Origin of the sequence: Novosphingobium sp. PC22D (assembly GCF_002556635.1) — a bacterium.
Lineage (GTDB): Bacteria > Pseudomonadota > Alphaproteobacteria > Sphingomonadales > Sphingomonadaceae > Novosphingobium.
Window position 1 is genome coordinate 434,254 of sequence record NZ_MWMO01000001.1, and the last position, 14,998, is coordinate 449,251.

General features: G+C 67.3%; 15 protein-coding genes. 5 read left to right on the forward strand and 10 right to left on the reverse strand.

Features of this window, described 5'->3' with window-relative positions; genetic code table 11:
- Window positions 1-240 precede the first annotated feature (240 nt).
- A complete protein-coding gene (locus B2G71_RS02005; protein WP_098104077.1) occupies window positions 241-1,908 on the forward strand; it encodes a GMC family oxidoreductase in 1,668 nt (555 codons plus the stop codon).
- Window positions 1,909-2,018: 110 nt separating this feature from the next.
- Here B2G71_RS02005 and pnp read toward each other — a convergent pair whose 3' ends face one another.
- The 5 genes from pnp to B2G71_RS02030 form a co-directional block, all read right to left on the reverse strand.
- A complete protein-coding gene (gene pnp, locus B2G71_RS02010) occupies window positions 2,019-4,316 on the reverse strand; it encodes a polyribonucleotide nucleotidyltransferase (protein WP_098104078.1) in 2,298 nt (765 codons plus the stop codon).
- A 264-nt stretch (window positions 4,317-4,580) separates the two neighbouring features.
- The gene (gene rpsO, locus B2G71_RS02015) at window positions 4,581-4,850 is read right to left on the reverse strand and encodes a 30S ribosomal protein S15 (RefSeq protein ID WP_098104079.1); all 270 of its coding nucleotides are present in this window, start codon (window positions 4,848-4,850) and stop codon (window positions 4,581-4,583) included.
- 7 nt (window positions 4,851-4,857) lie between these two features.
- Complete coding sequence (gene truB / locus B2G71_RS02020) at window positions 4,858-5,778, reverse strand: tRNA pseudouridine(55) synthase TruB (RefSeq protein WP_098104080.1); 921 nt, start codon at window positions 5,776-5,778, stop codon at window positions 4,858-4,860.
- 4 nt (window positions 5,779-5,782) lie between these two features.
- The gene (locus B2G71_RS02025; RefSeq protein ID WP_098104081.1) at window positions 5,783-6,469 is read right to left on the reverse strand and encodes a site-2 protease family protein; all 687 of its coding nucleotides are present in this window, start codon (window positions 6,467-6,469) and stop codon (window positions 5,783-5,785) included.
- 52 nt (window positions 6,470-6,521) lie between these two features.
- A complete protein-coding gene (locus tag B2G71_RS02030) occupies window positions 6,522-7,106 on the reverse strand; it encodes a thymidine kinase (protein ID WP_098104082.1) in 585 nt (194 codons plus the stop codon).
- Between the two features lie 77 nt (window positions 7,107-7,183).
- Here B2G71_RS02030 and B2G71_RS02035 point away from each other — a divergent pair, with 77 nt between their 5' ends.
- A complete protein-coding gene (locus B2G71_RS02035) occupies window positions 7,184-8,074 on the forward strand; it encodes an oxygenase MpaB family protein (protein ID WP_141521465.1) in 891 nt (296 codons plus the stop codon).
- 80 nt (window positions 8,075-8,154) lie between these two features.
- On the forward strand, window positions 8,155-9,639 hold the full coding sequence (locus B2G71_RS02040) for an AMP-binding protein (protein WP_098104084.1): 1,485 nt from the start codon (window positions 8,155-8,157) through the stop codon (window positions 9,637-9,639).
- Window positions 9,640-9,697: 58 nt separating this feature from the next.
- Here the strand turns inward: B2G71_RS02040 and B2G71_RS02045 are convergent, their stop codons facing one another.
- The 5 genes from B2G71_RS02045 to B2G71_RS02065 are packed head-to-tail and all read right to left on the reverse strand — an operon-like array spanning window position 9,698 to window position 13,628.
- The gene (locus B2G71_RS02045) at window positions 9,698-10,849 is read right to left on the reverse strand and encodes a glutathionylspermidine synthase family protein (protein WP_098104085.1); all 1,152 of its coding nucleotides are present in this window, start codon (window positions 10,847-10,849) and stop codon (window positions 9,698-9,700) included.
- Between the two features lie 21 nt (window positions 10,850-10,870).
- Complete coding sequence (locus B2G71_RS02050; RefSeq protein WP_098104086.1) at window positions 10,871-11,479, reverse strand: DUF1190 domain-containing protein; 609 nt, start codon at window positions 11,477-11,479, stop codon at window positions 10,871-10,873.
- 13 nt (window positions 11,480-11,492) lie between these two features.
- Window positions 11,493-11,894: a DUF350 domain-containing protein gene (locus tag B2G71_RS02055; RefSeq protein WP_098104087.1), complete on the reverse strand. Its 402-nt coding sequence runs from the start codon at window positions 11,892-11,894 to the stop codon at window positions 11,493-11,495.
- 22 nt (window positions 11,895-11,916) lie between these two features.
- Window positions 11,917-12,576 (reverse strand): DUF2491 family protein, encoded by a 660-nt coding sequence (locus B2G71_RS02060; protein ID WP_206049248.1) that lies wholly within the window; start codon window positions 12,574-12,576, stop codon window positions 11,917-11,919.
- Window positions 12,573-13,628 carry a potassium channel family protein gene (locus B2G71_RS02065; RefSeq protein ID WP_098104088.1) on the reverse strand — a complete coding sequence of 352 codons (1,056 nt, stop codon included), beginning with the start codon at window positions 13,626-13,628 and terminating at the stop codon, window positions 12,573-12,575. The genes B2G71_RS02060 and B2G71_RS02065 overlap by 4 nt, the downstream gene beginning before the upstream one ends.
- Before the next feature lie 114 nt (window positions 13,629-13,742).
- Here B2G71_RS02065 and B2G71_RS02070 point away from each other — a divergent pair, with 114 nt between their 5' ends.
- Window positions 13,743-14,213 (forward strand): DUF2170 family protein, encoded by a 471-nt coding sequence (locus B2G71_RS02070; protein ID WP_098104089.1) that lies wholly within the window; start codon window positions 13,743-13,745, stop codon window positions 14,211-14,213.
- On the forward strand, window positions 14,210-14,989 hold the full coding sequence (locus B2G71_RS02075) for a PspA/IM30 family protein (protein WP_098104090.1): 780 nt from the start codon (window positions 14,210-14,212) through the stop codon (window positions 14,987-14,989). Before B2G71_RS02070 ends, B2G71_RS02075 begins: the two co-directional genes overlap by 4 nt.
- Window positions 14,990-14,998: the final 9 nt, after the last annotated feature.

Here is a 14,998-nt window from a genome sequence, read left to right on the forward strand (position 1 = left end):
ACAACCCATGGCAGGTGATGGGTCGTTTCCGCTCGCGGCAATTCCTAAATTGGTAGCGCAACCCCAAGCCTGATCGGGCCCGCCGTTCGGGCTTGCGCCGACGCGGCGACGCGACACGGGCCGACTGTCCCGGTCGCGGCGGTTGCGGGAACGCCGCGTGCGCTGCGTTCATTTATGGAATGTCTCGCCGGCCACGGCGGGACCGAATGGAGATAGTGCTCATGACGACTGAGAGCGCTCATGCATATTGACCTGAACAACAGCGCGCCGGCGCGCATCCACGGTGACGTCGCCATTATCGGAGCCGGAGCGGCCGGGATTACGCTTGCTCGCCGACTCCTGGCGGGCGGGCTCACGGTCGTGCTCCTTGAGAGCGGAGGGCTGGACTTCGAGAAGGCGACCGCCGAACTCAATCGCGGATACAACATCGGCCAAAACTACTACGAACTGGAGGATTCGCGGTTGCGGTTCTTCGGCGGAACGACCGCCATCTGGGGCGGTCGCGCCGTGGAACTCGACCCGATCGACTTCATCCGCCGCCCCTGGGTGCCGCATTCGGGATGGCCGATCACCGCCGGCGATCTCAGGCCCTACTACAAGCAGGCGCGCGCCGCGCTCGATCTGCCGGAGACAGGGCCTTCGCAAGCCGAGATGGCTTCGGTCCTGCCCCAGTTCGACAAGCGGGCGCTGACCACGCCGATCTGGAGTTTCGACGGCAAGGCGGATCGCTTTTCCTTCGCGCGCAGCCGGGATCTGGTCGAGCATCCCCGCTGCACGATCCTCACTCACGCCACGGTACGCGAGATCATCCCCGACGAGGCGCAGCGCGGGGTTGAGAGGCTGGCGGTCCGAAGCGGGCGAGGCTGCGATGTCGAGGTGCGGGCGCGCCACTACGTTCTGGCCGCCGGCGGGATCGAGAATCCGCGCCTCTTGCTCGCCTCGCGCCGCGCAAGTCCGGCAGGGCTCGGAAACCGGCACGATTTGGTCGGGCGGTTCTTCATGGAGCACCCGCACGCGCGCGGCGGCCGGATCGTCGGCAAATCCGCGTGGTTCTGGCTCAACGCCTTCAAGAAGCGCAAGGCGGGCGGCACCTTCGCGGCCGCGACGATCGCTCTTGCCGAGCCGATGCAGGCGAGACGCGGGCTGCTGAACACGTCGCTGACCGTCGCGGGGCGACGCCCGGCGGACGCGCGCCAGCCCGCGCTGATGGCGGCCTATCAGATGATCCGTCACAAAGCCGAGCCCACCGTTTCGGGGCGGCGTATGTGGAGAGCGGCCAAGGGCGGCGTGAACGCGTTGCAGGGTATCGCCGATCCCTTGCGGCCATGGTTGCTGAACCGGATGGGCAAGCTCGATGTGGCGCTGCTGGTGCGCGCGGAACAGTCTCCCAACCCGGACAGCCGCGTCACCCTTTCGGACGAACTCGACAGCCAGGGCGTGCCGCGCGTGAAGCTCGACTGGCGGACCAATGCGCTCGACGTCGACAGCGTCCGGGGCCTTGTCGATGTCCTAGGCGACGAGACGCGGCGTCTCGGACTTGGCGACGTGCAGCCCGCCGGGTGGCTTTCCGATCCCGACAGGCAGTGGGTCACCGATCCGCTGATCAGCACGCACGCGCTGGGCGGCTATCATCACATGGGCACGACCCGCATGTCCGACGATCCGCGCCACGGCGTTACCGACGCGCAGACACGGGTGCACGGTCTGCACAATCTCTACGTGGCGGGCAGTTCGCTGTTTCCGACCTCGGGATGGGCCAACCCCACGCTCACGATCATCGCGCTGGCCATGCGCACGGCCGACCGGATCATCGACGAGGCGCGCGGGACTGTCACTTCGTCCGCGCGGGCGTCCGACCCCGCCGATGTCCGCCGACGCGTGACCGAACCGGCGACCTGCGACGCCTGATGCCGCGCCGTCTGGGCCAGTACAGAGGCCGGATACGAAAACATGAAAAAAGCCGCGCGAGGCATCCTCGCGCGGCTTTTTCGTTTCGGCGCCGATGCTCCGTCGGAGGATCAGTCCTCCTTGAGGAACGCCGGCATGTGGTCGGGATTGCCGCCACCGCCGTTGTCGTCGCCGCCACGGTCGCCGCGCGGGCCCCGATCACGACCGCCACGGCCACCGCCGCGTCCGCCGCGATCCCGACCGCCGCCGCGTCCGCCGCGGTCGCCGCCGCGATCACCGCGCGGTTCGCGCGGCGGGCGGGTGTCTTCGAGTTCCTCGCCGGTTTCCTGGTCGACGACGCGCATCGACAGGCGGACCTTGCCGCGGTTGTCGATCTCGAGCACCTTGACCTTCACTTCCTGGCCTTCGGAGACGACGTCGGTGGGCTTTTCGACGCGCTCGTTCTTCATCTCGGAGACGTGGACGAGACCGTCCTTGCCGCCCATGAAGTTCACGAAAGCACCGAAGTCGACGATGTTGACGACCTTGCCGGTGTAGACCTTGCCGACTTCGGGTTCCTCGACAATGCCGAGGATCCAGTTCTTCGCGGCCTCGATCTGATCGAGGTCCGAAGACGAGATCTTGATGATCCCCTCGTCGTCGATGTCGACCTTGGCGCCGGTCTCGGCGACGATCTCGCGGATGACCTTGCCGCCGGTGCCGATGACGTCGCGGATCTTCGACTTGTCGATCTGGATCGTCTCGATGCGCGGAGCGTGGGCCGAAAGCTCGGTGCGGGCAGAACCCAGCGCCTTGGTCATTTCGCCCAGGATATGCGCGCGGCCGGCCTTGGCCTGCTCGAGCGCCTTGCCCATGATCTCCTTGGTGATGCCGGCGATCTTGATGTCCATCTGCATCGTGGTGATGCCGTTCTCGGTGCCCGCGACCTTGAAGTCCATGTCGCCGAGGTGGTCCTCGTCGCCCAGGATGTCGGAAAGCACGGCGAACTCGTCACCTTCGAGGATCAGGCCCATGGCGATGCCCGAGACCGGACGCTCGATCGGAACGCCCGCGTCCATCATCGACAGACAGCCGCCGCACACCGTCGCCATCGACGAGGAGCCGTTCGACTCGGTCACGTCCGAAAGCACGCGGATGGTGTAGGGGAAGTCTTCCTTGGTGGGCAGCACCGGGTGCAGCGCGCGCCACGCCAGCTTGCCGTGGCCAACCTCGCGTCGGCCCGGCGCGCCGAAGCGGCCCACTTCGCCGACCGAGTAGGGCGGGAAGTTGTAGTGCAGCATGAACGCCGAGTACGACAGGCCCTCGAGGCCGTCGATCATCTGCTCGGAATCCTTGGTGCCCAGCGTGGTGGTGCAGATCGTCTGCGTCTCGCCGCGCGTGAACAGCGCCGAACCGTGGGTGCGGGGCAGGAAGCCGACCATCGCTTCGATCGGGCGGACCTGATCGAGCTTGCGGCCGTCGATGCGCTGGCCGTCCTTGAGGATGGCGCCCCGAACGATCTCGGCCTCGACCTTCTTCATGGTCTTGATCGCGACCATCTGGGTCTGCGGCTCGGCGTCGGCGAAGGCCTCCTTGGCCTTGGCGCGCGCCGCGTTGAGCGCGTTCGAGCGCTCCGACTTGTCGGTCAGCTTGTAGGCGGCGGCGACATCGGCGCCAATGGCGTCCTTGAGCCTGGCCTTGATGTCGGCGGTGTCGTCCGACACGCTGATTTCCCAGGGCTCCTTGGCGGCCTTTTCGGCAAGGTCGATGATGAGGTCGACGACCTGCTTGCACTCGTCATGCGCGAACATGACGGCGCCGAGCATTTCTTCCTCGTTCAGTTCCTTGGCTTCGGATTCGACCATCATCACCGCTTCGCCGGTGGCGGCGACGACGAGGTCGAGGCGGCCATCCGCAAGCGCGGTTTCCTGCTTCGGATTGAGCACGTACTCGCCGTCGACGAAGCCGACGCGGCAGGCGCCGATCGGGCCCATGAACGGCACGCCCGAAATGGTGAGCGCGGCCGAGGCGGCGATCATCGCGACGATGTCGGGCTCGGTCTCGCCGTCATAGGAGAGAACCTGCGCGATGCAGTTGATCTCGTTGTAGAAGCCTTCGGGGAACAGCGGGCGCACGGGGCGGTCGATGAGACGGCTGGTGAGCGTCTCCTTCTCGGTCGCGCCGCGTTCGCGCTTGAAGAAGCCGCCGGGGATGCGGCCGGCCGAGGAGAACTTCTCCTGGTAGTGAACGGTCAGCGGGAAGAAGTCCTGACCTTCCTTCACGCTCTTGGCGGCGGTCACGGCGCACAGCACCACGGTTTCGCCATAAGTGGCCAGCACGGCGCCGTCGGCCTGACGGGCAATACGGCCGGTCTCCAGAGTGAGGGTTTTCCCGCCCCACTCCATCGATACGGTTTTCACGTCGAACATGTAGATTATCCTCAACCCGCGGGCCCTATTGCCGGCGGGGTTTACTGCCGGGTGTACCGTCCCGGTCCGGTGTGGGGCATTTCGTCTCGCCCCGAGGCGCGGACCGCCGAATTGCGATCCCTGACCCCTTTTTCACTTGCCGCCCCGCGGCTGTGCGAGGCTCCATTCGAATGCCGGGTTTTGAAGCCCGGCGGGTCCCGAAACAAGTTCGGGACGGCGCGAATGCGAAACGGCCCGCCGTTGGGCGGGCCGAAGCACTTCGCGTTACTTGCGCAGACCCAGCTTCTGGATCAGTGCGTTGTAGCGCTCGACATCCTTCTTCTTGAGATAGTCGAGCAGCGAGCGGCGCTTGTTGACCATGGCCAGCAGGCCGCGGCGCGAGTGGTTGTCCTTGTGGTGCGTCTTGAAGTGCTCGGTGAGGTTGACGATACGCTCGGTGAGGATCGCGACCTGCACTTCGGGGGACCCGGTGTCCGTGTTGCCACGGGCGTTGTCCTGGATGATTTCCTGCTTCTTCTCGGCGGTAACCGACATAGTTCATTCACTCCGCGACATCGGAAAGATTGAACCCCCTGACGACGCGGGCGTCGCCGCCCGCAATTTCCACGAGCGCTACCGGAACCTTGCCGTATCGCGCGAAATGGAGCCCGTCGTCGTGGGGCATCCCGGTCAGAACGCGGCCCTGGCGGACCGCCCTTGCCTGCTCCGGGTCGAGATCGAGGGCCGGGATGTCGTCCAGCCCCGCCTCCAGCGGCAAGAGTACCTGTTCAAGCGGCGCGCCTTTACCGACTTCGTTCAATTTGTCCAGCGAAATCGCGTGGGATAGGTCGAACGGACCGGCGCGGGTCCGGCGCAGCATCGTTACCGTGCCGCAGGTGCCCAGCGCATGCGCGATGTCGCGCGCCAGACTTCGGATATAGGTGCCCTTGCTGACATCCGCCAGGAGCGTGGCCGCTTCGAGGGGGGTGCTGCTGCCGGCTTCGTCCGGACGAAGCGTGAGGGCGTGGATCGTCACCGCTCTCGTCTTCAACGCCACATCTTCGCCCGCGCGTGCCAGGTCATAGGCGCGCTGGCCGTCGACCTTGAGCGCCGAATAGGCGGGAGGCACCTGCTCGACCGGACCGGTGAAGCGCGGCAGGACCGCTTCGATATCGGCGAGCGTCGGGCGCACGTCGCTGGTCTCGATCACCGCGCCCTCGGCATCGAGCGTGTCGGTCTGCTCGCCGAACCGCACCGTGAATGCGTAAGCCTTGCTGGCATCGAGCATCCGCCCGGTGAGCTTGGTCGCCTCGCCGATCGCGATCGGCAGGATACCGCTCGCCAGCGGGTCGAGCGTGCCGCCGTGGCCGACTTTCGCCTTCTTGCCGTATCCCGCCTCGCGCAAGTTGCGCTTCACCGCGGCGACCGCCTGGGTCGAGCCGAGCCCGACCGGCTTGTCGAGGATGATCCAGCCGTGGGGCATCGCCTCAGCCGCCCGCGACGAATACGGCGAGCATCATGAACTTCTCGCGCGCCCACTCGACCGGCGGCACCACCACGTTTTCGACGATGCCGAGCCCCGGGAACAGCCAGGGGATCACCAGCAGCACCAGGAACAGCAGCGGAAAGCCGAAGGGGCGCAGCTTGGCGTAGGAGCGTGCAAGATCGGGCGGAAGCAGTCCCTCGACAATATGCGAGCCGTCGAACGGCGGTATCGGCAGGAGGTTGAACAGCGCGAGGAACAGGTTGATGACGATGAAATAGTTGAACGCCGCGAAGACGATTTCGGTGGTGCCCTGCGGCGGCGCGGTGAGCGTGCCGAGGAACAGGCCGAACAGGATCGCCCCGATCGTCGCGAGCACGATGTTCGTGCCCGGCCCGGCGGCCGCGACCGCCATCATCCCGTAGCGCGGATTGTTGAGCCGCCGCTGCACCACCGGCACCGGCTTGGCCCAGCCGAACACGGGTGCGCCCGAGAGCGCGAGCACGCCGGGCAGGATCACCGTACCGATGGGATCGACATGGCGCAGCGGATTGAGGCTGAGCCGCCGCATCTCCTTGGCGGTCGGATCGCCGAGCAGGTTCGCGACCCAGCCATGCGCCACCTCGTGAAAGACGATGGCGACGATCAGGCAGGGGATGAGGATGAGGGCCAGGACCACGGTATCGGACATGGCGCGTAGATAGGCACGGGCCGCAGGTTGCGCCAGCGTTCGCGGCGGACGGCTAGTGCGGGTCGCCCAGCGCCTCGCGAAAATGCTTCCGGCACAAGGCGACATAGCGCTCGTTCCCGCCGATTTCGGTCTGTGCGCCCTCGATCACCGCGCCGCCGCCGGCGTCGACGCGCAAGTTCATCGTCGCCTTGCGGCCGCAGTGGCACACGGCCTTGAGCTCCACCAGCGAATCGGCGATGCCGAGCAGCGTGGCCGAGCCGGGAAACAGCGCGCCGCGAAAGTCGGTCCGCAGGCCATAGCACAACACCGGGATCTCGGCCTCGTCGGCGAGCCGGGCGCATTGCCAGACCTGCCCGGACGAGAGGAACTGCGCCTCGTCGATCAGCACGCAGGCGAGCGGCTCGTCCGCGTGCCGCCGGCTCACCGCGTCCCACAAGTCGGTCCCGGCATCGTAGCGATGGGCATCGGCGCCCAGGCCGATGCGGCTCTTGATCGCATGACTCTCGGCGCGTCCGTCGATCGCGGCCGTCCACAGCATCGTCGCCATGCCGCGCTCGCGATAGTTGAAGTCCGCCTGCAAGAGCGTGGTCGACTTGCCCGCGTTCATGCTGGCATAATAGAAATAGAGCTTGGCCATCGTGTATCGCAGTCTTGGCGGGAGCGGGGCCGGGGAGCAAGCCGAACCGGCGCAAGGCCGGCCGCTGGAGAGGGGCGATGACGAAGACCTGGCTTGGCGTGTCTGACCCCTATGCGCGGCGCGACCGCATTCTCTCGCTCGATCCGGACGCCGACGCGCGCGAGATCATCGGACTGTTCTATGCCGATTTCCGCTCGGTGATGCTGCCGCAGGGCTTCAACGGCTTCATGATGACTTTCGCCAGCCCGCGCATCTCGCGAGTGCTCGCACAAACCGGCGAGATCGAAAACCGCATCGCCAAGCGGATCATCGATACGATCCTGCTCTCGCGCGAGGTGATGGAGCATGGCTTCACGCCGGGGCCGGGCCGCGATGCGGCCAAGCGGGTCAACGCGATGCACCGGCGCTACGACATCCATGAGGACGATTTCGTCGCGGTCGGCTGCGACGAGGCGCTGTGCGGGCTCGAACTTTCCGAGCGCTTCGGCTGGCGCGATGTCACCGATCACGAGCGTCGGGCCTTGCGCAACTATTACGATCTGCAGTCACGCGCCTATGGGTCGCGGCGCGGCCTGCCCGAAACGACCGCACAGATGCAGGCGTTCTGGGCCGGCTATCTCGACGATCAGGCGCGCTTCGAACCGCAGAACAGGCGGCTCGCCGATGCGACGCTGGGCTTCTTCCTCGGTCTGTTTCCCCGCTGGATGCGCCCTGGCGCCCGCGTTCTGCTCCTGGGGCAGCTCGAGCCGCGCGTGCTCGTCGCCTGCGGCTACCGCGCGCGCACCGCGCCCGAGCGCTGGGCGGCGCACGCCATGCTGCGCGCGATGGGACGGCGCGATCCCGTTCCCGACGGCGCTCCCGACGACATGCAGCGGCTCGTCGCGATCGCCTACCCCGACGGCTGGACGGTGGGCGAACTGGGTACGCACCAAGGCGATTCCGGGTCCGAGGCGAAGCCCGCCGCCTGAGTCTCGGTCTGGCCGGCCTTGCAATCACGCGCCGTACTCGCCACCCCGGACGCGCACCGACAATCTGGGAGAACAGCCGCGTGCGCGATCTTCATACCCGCTTCGCCCGAACCTTCGCCGCCTGGCCGGACAAGGTCTTCATCGAGGACGGCGCGCGCCACTGGACCTATGGCGAGATCGAGGAGCAGTCGGCGCGGCTGGCGACGCGGCTGGCCGAACTCGGCGTCGCGCCGGGCGAGCGCGTGCTGGTGCAGACCGGCAAGTCGGTCGAGACGCTGCTGCTCTATTTCGCGGTGGTGCGCCTCGGCGCGGTCTACCTCCCGCTCAACGTCGACTATACCGAGGCCGAGCTTGCCTATTTCGTGAGCGATGCGACGCCGGTGCTCGCGGTCTGCCGCCCGGAAAGCCTGGATCTCTTCGCCCGGATCGGCGGCGAGGGCGTCGCGATCCGCACGCTCGACCAGCTCTTCGCCGACCTGCCCGAAGCCGCCGCCGCGCCGGTGCCGCGCGAACCCGACGACATTGCCGCGATCCTCTACACATCGGGCACCACCGGCAAGCCCAAGGGGGCAATGCTGACCAATGCCAACCTCGTTTCGAACGGCGAGAGTCTGGTCGACCTGTGGCGCTTCACCGAGGACGACCGGCTGATCCACGCGCTGCCGATCTTTCACGTCCACGGCCTGTTCGTGGCGATGCACTGCGTGCTGTTCTCGGGCGCGAGCCTGGTCTTCCTGCCCCGGTTCGATGCCGAGACCGTGCTCGCCCACATGCCCGAAGCGACCGTCCTGATGGGCGTGCCGACGTTCTATATCCGCCTGCTCGGCGAGCCCGGTCTCACTCGCGAGGCCGCGTCGAACATGCGGCTGTTCGTTTCGGGCTCGGCGCCGCTCTCGGCCGACATTCACCGCGCCTTCGAGCAGCGCACCGGGCACCGCGTGCTCGAGCGCTACGGCATGACCGAAACCGGCATGATTACTTCGAACCCCTACGAGGGGGAGCGGCGCGCGGGCTTCGTCGGTCCGCCGCTTCCGGGCGTGGAGGTGCGCATCGCCGAGTCCGGGACGGGCAAGGTCCTCCCGCAGGGCGAGGTCGGCATCGTCGAGGTGAGGGGCCCCAACGTCTTCGCCGGATACTGGCGGATGCCCGAGAAGACCGCGAGCGAGTTTCGCTCCGACGGCTATTTCATCACCGGCGACATGGGCTTCATCGACGTGGACGGCTCGATCCAGCTCGTCGGGCGCGAGAAGGACCTGATCATCTCGGGAGGCCTCAACGTCTATCCGGCCGAAGTCGAGGCGCTGCTCGACGATCGCGCCGACGTCGCCGAGGCGGCGGTGATCGGCGTGCCGCATCCCGACTTCGGCGAGGCGGTGGTCGCGGTGGTCCAGCCCGCCGGGGCCTTCGACGCCGAAGCGGTGCGCGCGGACCTGCGCCGCGATCTTGCTGCCTTCAAGGTTCCCAAGACTATCCTCACGCTCGACGAACTGCCACGCAACACCATGGGCAAGATCCAGAAGAAGCTGCTGCGCGAGCGGTTCGCGGGGCTCTTCTCCGAAGGCTGAGGGGCCGCCTGCCGCCTTGCCCATGACCGTCGCGCCATCGGTCACTGGCCCGCGCTCGTCAGGGCACGATCACGTGGGGCACGAAGCGCGAGAGGTTGCGGGTGATGCGCGAGCCGTCCTCGCGCATGCCGAGCCCGGCGGCGCGGTCGCCGATCATCCAGCTTCCGAGCACGGCGTGCATACCGGCGCGCGCGAACAGCGGGGCATAGGCCTGCGCGACGCGTGGCTCATCGCCGTAGTCGCCCTCGCTTTCCTCGACGGTCTCGCCCCGGCGGCGCAGCACGACGTTCTCGCCCTCGCGCGAGAACACGGGCTTGATCACCGCGTCCGCGAGCCGTTCGGCGCGCGGGTCGTTGGCGAAGTAGGCGGGCAGCAGGTTGGGATGGCCCTCGTGGCGTTCCCATAGCAGCGGCAGGATCGCCTTGTTCGACAGCACGGATTTCCAAGCGGGCTCGATGAAGACACCGGGTCTGAGGTACTGCGCGAAGGGTTCGCGCAGCATGTCTTCCCAGGGATAGAGCTTGAAGCAACGGTCGATCGTGCGCTCGTGCGTGTCGACGAAGCGGCCTTGCGCATCGACGCCGATCGCCTGGATGTCGAGCATGTCGACTTCGTGCCCGGCCTGCACGGCGCAGTCCATCAGGTAGGTGCAGGTGCCCCGGTCCTCGTCGTTCGCCATCCAGCACGAGAAGTGCAGGATGCGGTCGGGCGGGAAGGTGGCGAAGGCCTCGACGAGACTTTCCTGAAGCATGTTGAACTGGTCGCATCCCTCCGGCAGCGCGCCGAGCTCGGTCTGGTCGACCATCCAGTTGTACTGGAAGAACGCCGCCTCGAAGATCGAGGTGGGCGTATCGGCGTTGTATTCGAGCAGCTTGGCATGGCCGAGGCCGTCGTAGGCGAGGTCGAAGCGGCCGTAGAGATGGCGGTCGCCCGCGTGCCAGGAATCGCGGATCAACGCGTGGCGCGCCTCGGGGATCGCCATGCGCGAGAGCAGGGCGGGGCTCTCGGCGACTTCGGCGACGAGGTCCATGCACAGCTCGTGAAGCGCTTCGGATGGCGCCTCGATCTCATCCTCGATCTCCGCGAGCGAGAAGGTGTAGGCGGCATCGTCGACCCAATAGGGTTCGCCGTACATCTCGTGGAAGCCGAAGCCGACCGCGCGGGCCTTCTCGCGCCAGTCGGGACGCTCGGGCAGGGTTATGCGGTCCATGCGGGCCGGTGCTCCGCGCGCTCAGCCGCCGAAGCTGAAGCCGCCGCTGCGACCGCCGCCGCTGCGGCTCATGCCCATGCCGCCGAAGCCCCTCGACGCGACCGCCTTGGTGTTGACGTTGACCGGCGTTGTTCTGGCGACGCCCGTCGACCCCCGGTCGACGGTGACCGTGCCGCCAGAGCGGTTGCGGTAGATCGGCGTCCCGGAATAGCCGCCGCCGTAGTAGTTGACGTAGCCGTTGTTCCAGTAGTCGCGCTGCATCAGCCGTCCGACCATGAACCCGGCGAGCAGCGGCATGAACACGTTGCCGCCGGTGCTGGCGTTATAGGTCGGAGTGCAGTTGTTCGCGCCCCATTCCTGCTGGCAGGCGGCCAGCGTGTCGAACTTGGGCGCGTTCTCGCGCTGCGCGTCCATCGCAGCGGTGTAGGACTGCGAGCACAGATCCTCGGGGAAGCCTGCCTTGGTGCATTCGGCCACCGAGGTGAAGCGCGCGTCGCTGAATTCCGGTTCGCTGCTGGAACAGCCCGACAGCGAGACGCTCGCCGCCGCGATGCCGCCGAGCACCAGCTTCTGGCGCTTGCCGGAGGTGAAGCGGCGCGCCTTGCGCTCGCCTTGATTCGCGTTGCTCATGCGAGTCTCCCGCTCAATAGGTCATGCAGGCGGCATTGAGCATGCCTGTGACGAGCGCGACGCCGCCCGCCCAGACGCCGGCCGCCATCTCGCCGCTCTCGATCCGCTTCGACAGGCCCTTCTGCACCATCGCGGCGACGCCGAAGGCGATCAACTGCAGCACCGCGCCGATCACCGCCCAGATCACGAAGTCGACGATCGCCACCGAGTTGGCCGCCGCCGAGGCGAGCGGCAGGCTGAAGCCGACGAGCGCGCCGACATAGGCGGTCGTCGCGGCGACGTTGCCCTCGGCGATCAGGCGGAATTCCTTTTGTGGCGTCACCAGCGAATAGATCAGCGCGAAGGCCACGAGGATAACCACGCCGCTGCCGAAATAGGCCAGGAATGCCGGCAGTCCGGCCACGTATCCGTTCATCGCTTCACCCCTCCTTGGTGTCTCAGACGCGTTGCACGTCGGCCGCGCCGAGGCCGTATCCTATCAGGAATTCGATCGAGGCGCCTTCGCGGCGTGCGGCGTGGGCCAGGTCCTGCTCGATGTTGAGCAGCAGCATCTCCTCGACAGAGCCGATGCGGCGCGCATAGAGCATGCACTTCTGCTGGATCTCGCGGCTGCTCTCGCCGTCGGAGACCGTCTCGACGAACTCGACGAGGTCGGCATGGTCGTCGCCCGCGCCCCAGTAGCGCGAATAGAGCAAACCGTCGGCGTCGTATTCGGGCGCGCCGACCAGGCCGCGGTGGCCGATCCAGCGCTCCCACTCCGAACGGCTGGCGGGGACCACCGAGTCCCACGGCCGATAGATGCTGACGTCCTGGATCGCTTCGAAGCCGCCGCCCGGCGGGGCGATCACCTGAACGATGCGGTCCTCGTCGTCGTAGTAGCGGGTGAGCTGCGAATTGCCGTCAAGCCGCGCGGTGCCGACCGCGACGACGACGAAGTTGCCGCCCTCGGGCGCGCCCATCGCCGGATCGCCCGCCGCGAGCGCGGCTTCGAGCCCGAGCGTGTCGATCACCAGCGCGCCGCCGATCGCGCAGCCGAGCGGGCCCAGCTCCTCGGGCAGGGCGTCCTGTTTCCTGCCGCCGAACCATGAACGGATCATGCCGGTTCTCCCGCCAGCCGCGCCCATGCGATGGAATCGGGGCCGCAGCGCGCGTCGGCGATGTAGAAGATCGTGTCGCCGCCGGTGATTTGCTCGTCCGGCGCGCAGTTGAGGTCGGCCCCGTCGGCGCGCGCGATGCCGACCAGTGTCAGGTCGTGATATTGCTTGAGCGCGCAGAACAGCGCGAAATAGCGCATCGCGGCGGTGCCCTGGGGAACCTTCATCGAATAGGCGGTGTCGGGATTGCGGCTCGAGAACATCAGGTTGGCGAGGCGCGAGGACCCGGGATCGCGCGCCGCGCGCACCAGCATGTCCGATGCGATCGAGGTGATCACCTCGATCTCGGGAAACTGCCGCCGGATCAGGTCAGCCGCGCTGTCGTTCTGGAAGTAGGCGACGATGTGCGCCTGCGGCGCGGCGCCGCGCACCGCGAGCGTGGCCGCCAGTGTCTCGTCGTCATGATCGCCGCGCACGATCACCGAGGCGGCCCGCGCCGCCCCGGCGCGCGCGTAGCCGTCGAGGTAGGACAATTCCTCGGCCTGAACGAAATCGATGACATCGGGCATCGGGTTCTCGGCGAGCCCGCTCGCGACCAGCACGATGCGCTCGCCGCGATTGTGCTCGATACCCAGCTCCTCGATCATGCCGCGAGTGCGCGCGCCCTGCCAGCCGACGACGAGCGTGTGCCCCTGCCGTTCCGAAAAGTCGCCCATGCCCTGCAACCGCTTCCTCCAGTATCCGCCGATGTCGGAGATTGCCTTTCCGAGCACCGAGGTAAAGAGCGCGATCGAGCCGGGCAAGACCCAGACGATGTCCGCCAGCCTGCCCATCTGTCCGCCCGGCGACAAGTCGCCGTAGCCGACCGTCGTCGCGGTGGTCATATAGTAATAGGCAAAGGTCACCGCGTCTCGGGTGAGGTCGCTCTCGCCCGCCAGGTCGAGCAGCAGCCAGCTCACCAGTGCATGGCCGACGAAGCCTATCGTCAGCACACTCCAAGAGAGCGTCGCGATCGCGGTGTAGACGCGTTGCCAGATGCCGCGAAAGATCGGCACGTAACCCTTTGCCCCCTTGCCTGCCCGTGACGGGCGGCTAAAACCACGGGCGGTTATACAAGGCCCGGCATGGGCAGCAAGGGCAGCGGTGAAGGCCGCGGGAGACAAGCGACAATGACCGAGGAATGGCCCGTCCCCACGGGCGGCTGGGGGCTCGCGGAGCTGACCGAACTCTTCGCCTCCGATCCCGAGGAACTGGGCGACGTCGATGTCGCCATCGAGGGTGACGTTCTGCGAATCACGCTCAAGGAGCGCGGCGATCTCGATGTGCTGATGGTCGCGACCGGCGAGCAGATCCTGTGCGGCGTGAATATCGTCGCGGCCTCCGAGATTCCCAATCGCGAGGCGTTCGAACGTACGCTGCTCGCGGTGCACAAGCTGATCCCGCTCTCGACCTTCGGCATCACCACCGTCGGCAGCGAGGAATGGTACGAGCTGTTCGGCTCGCTCTCGTCGCTGTCGGAGGCGCATGTGCTGATCGAGGAAGTCGCCGTGCTCGCGGCGAACGCGGTCGATGCGGCCGAATGGGTCGGCGAGTGGATCGCTGCGGGCGGCGATGCCGCGAAGATGGGAGAAGCGGCATGAGCGTGTGGGGCAAGCTGTTCACCGCCGTGCGCGGCGGCGCGAATGAGGCGGGCGAGGCGATCGTCGACAGCCAGGCGATGCGCATCCTCGATCAGGAACTGCGCGATGCCGAAAACGCGCTGCGCAAGGCGCGCGGCGACCTTGCGGGGATGATGGCCACCGCCAAGCGGATCGAAAAGCGCGTCGAAGCGACCAAGGCCAAGGAAGCGCGCGACATCGAGAACGCGCGCGGGGCGATGGACGCGGGCCGCGAGGACCTGGCGCGAGCCGTGGCCGAGCGGGTCGCGACGAGCCGCGCCGAACTGCAGCGCGACGAGGCCGATCTCGCGCAGATGCAGCAGAAGCAGGCGATCATGCTGCGCACGGTGAAGGAGACCGAGCAGCGCATCGCCGCGATGAAGCGCGAGGTCGAGAGCGTGAAGGCGACCGAATCGCTGCAGAAGGCGCAGAAGTCGATCGCGTCCAGCCACGCGGGGGTCAACTCGCGGCTCGGCAGCGCGATGGGCTCGCTTGACCGGATCAAGGATCGCCAGGAGCAGATGGCCGCGCGGCTCGAGGCGGGCGAGGAAATGGCGGCGATGGAATCGGGCGCCGATCTCGACCGCCAGCTTCTCGAGGCGGGCATCGGCGGCCGCACCAGCAGCGCCGATTCGATCCTCGCCGAGATCGCCGGTCCCTCGAAGTCAAGCGCCGCGCTGCCCTCGCCGGGCAAGAGCCCGGCCGACGACATCCTCGCCGAACTGAGCAGCTCGAAGACGGCGCTGCCGAAGGAATAGGCGGGAGAC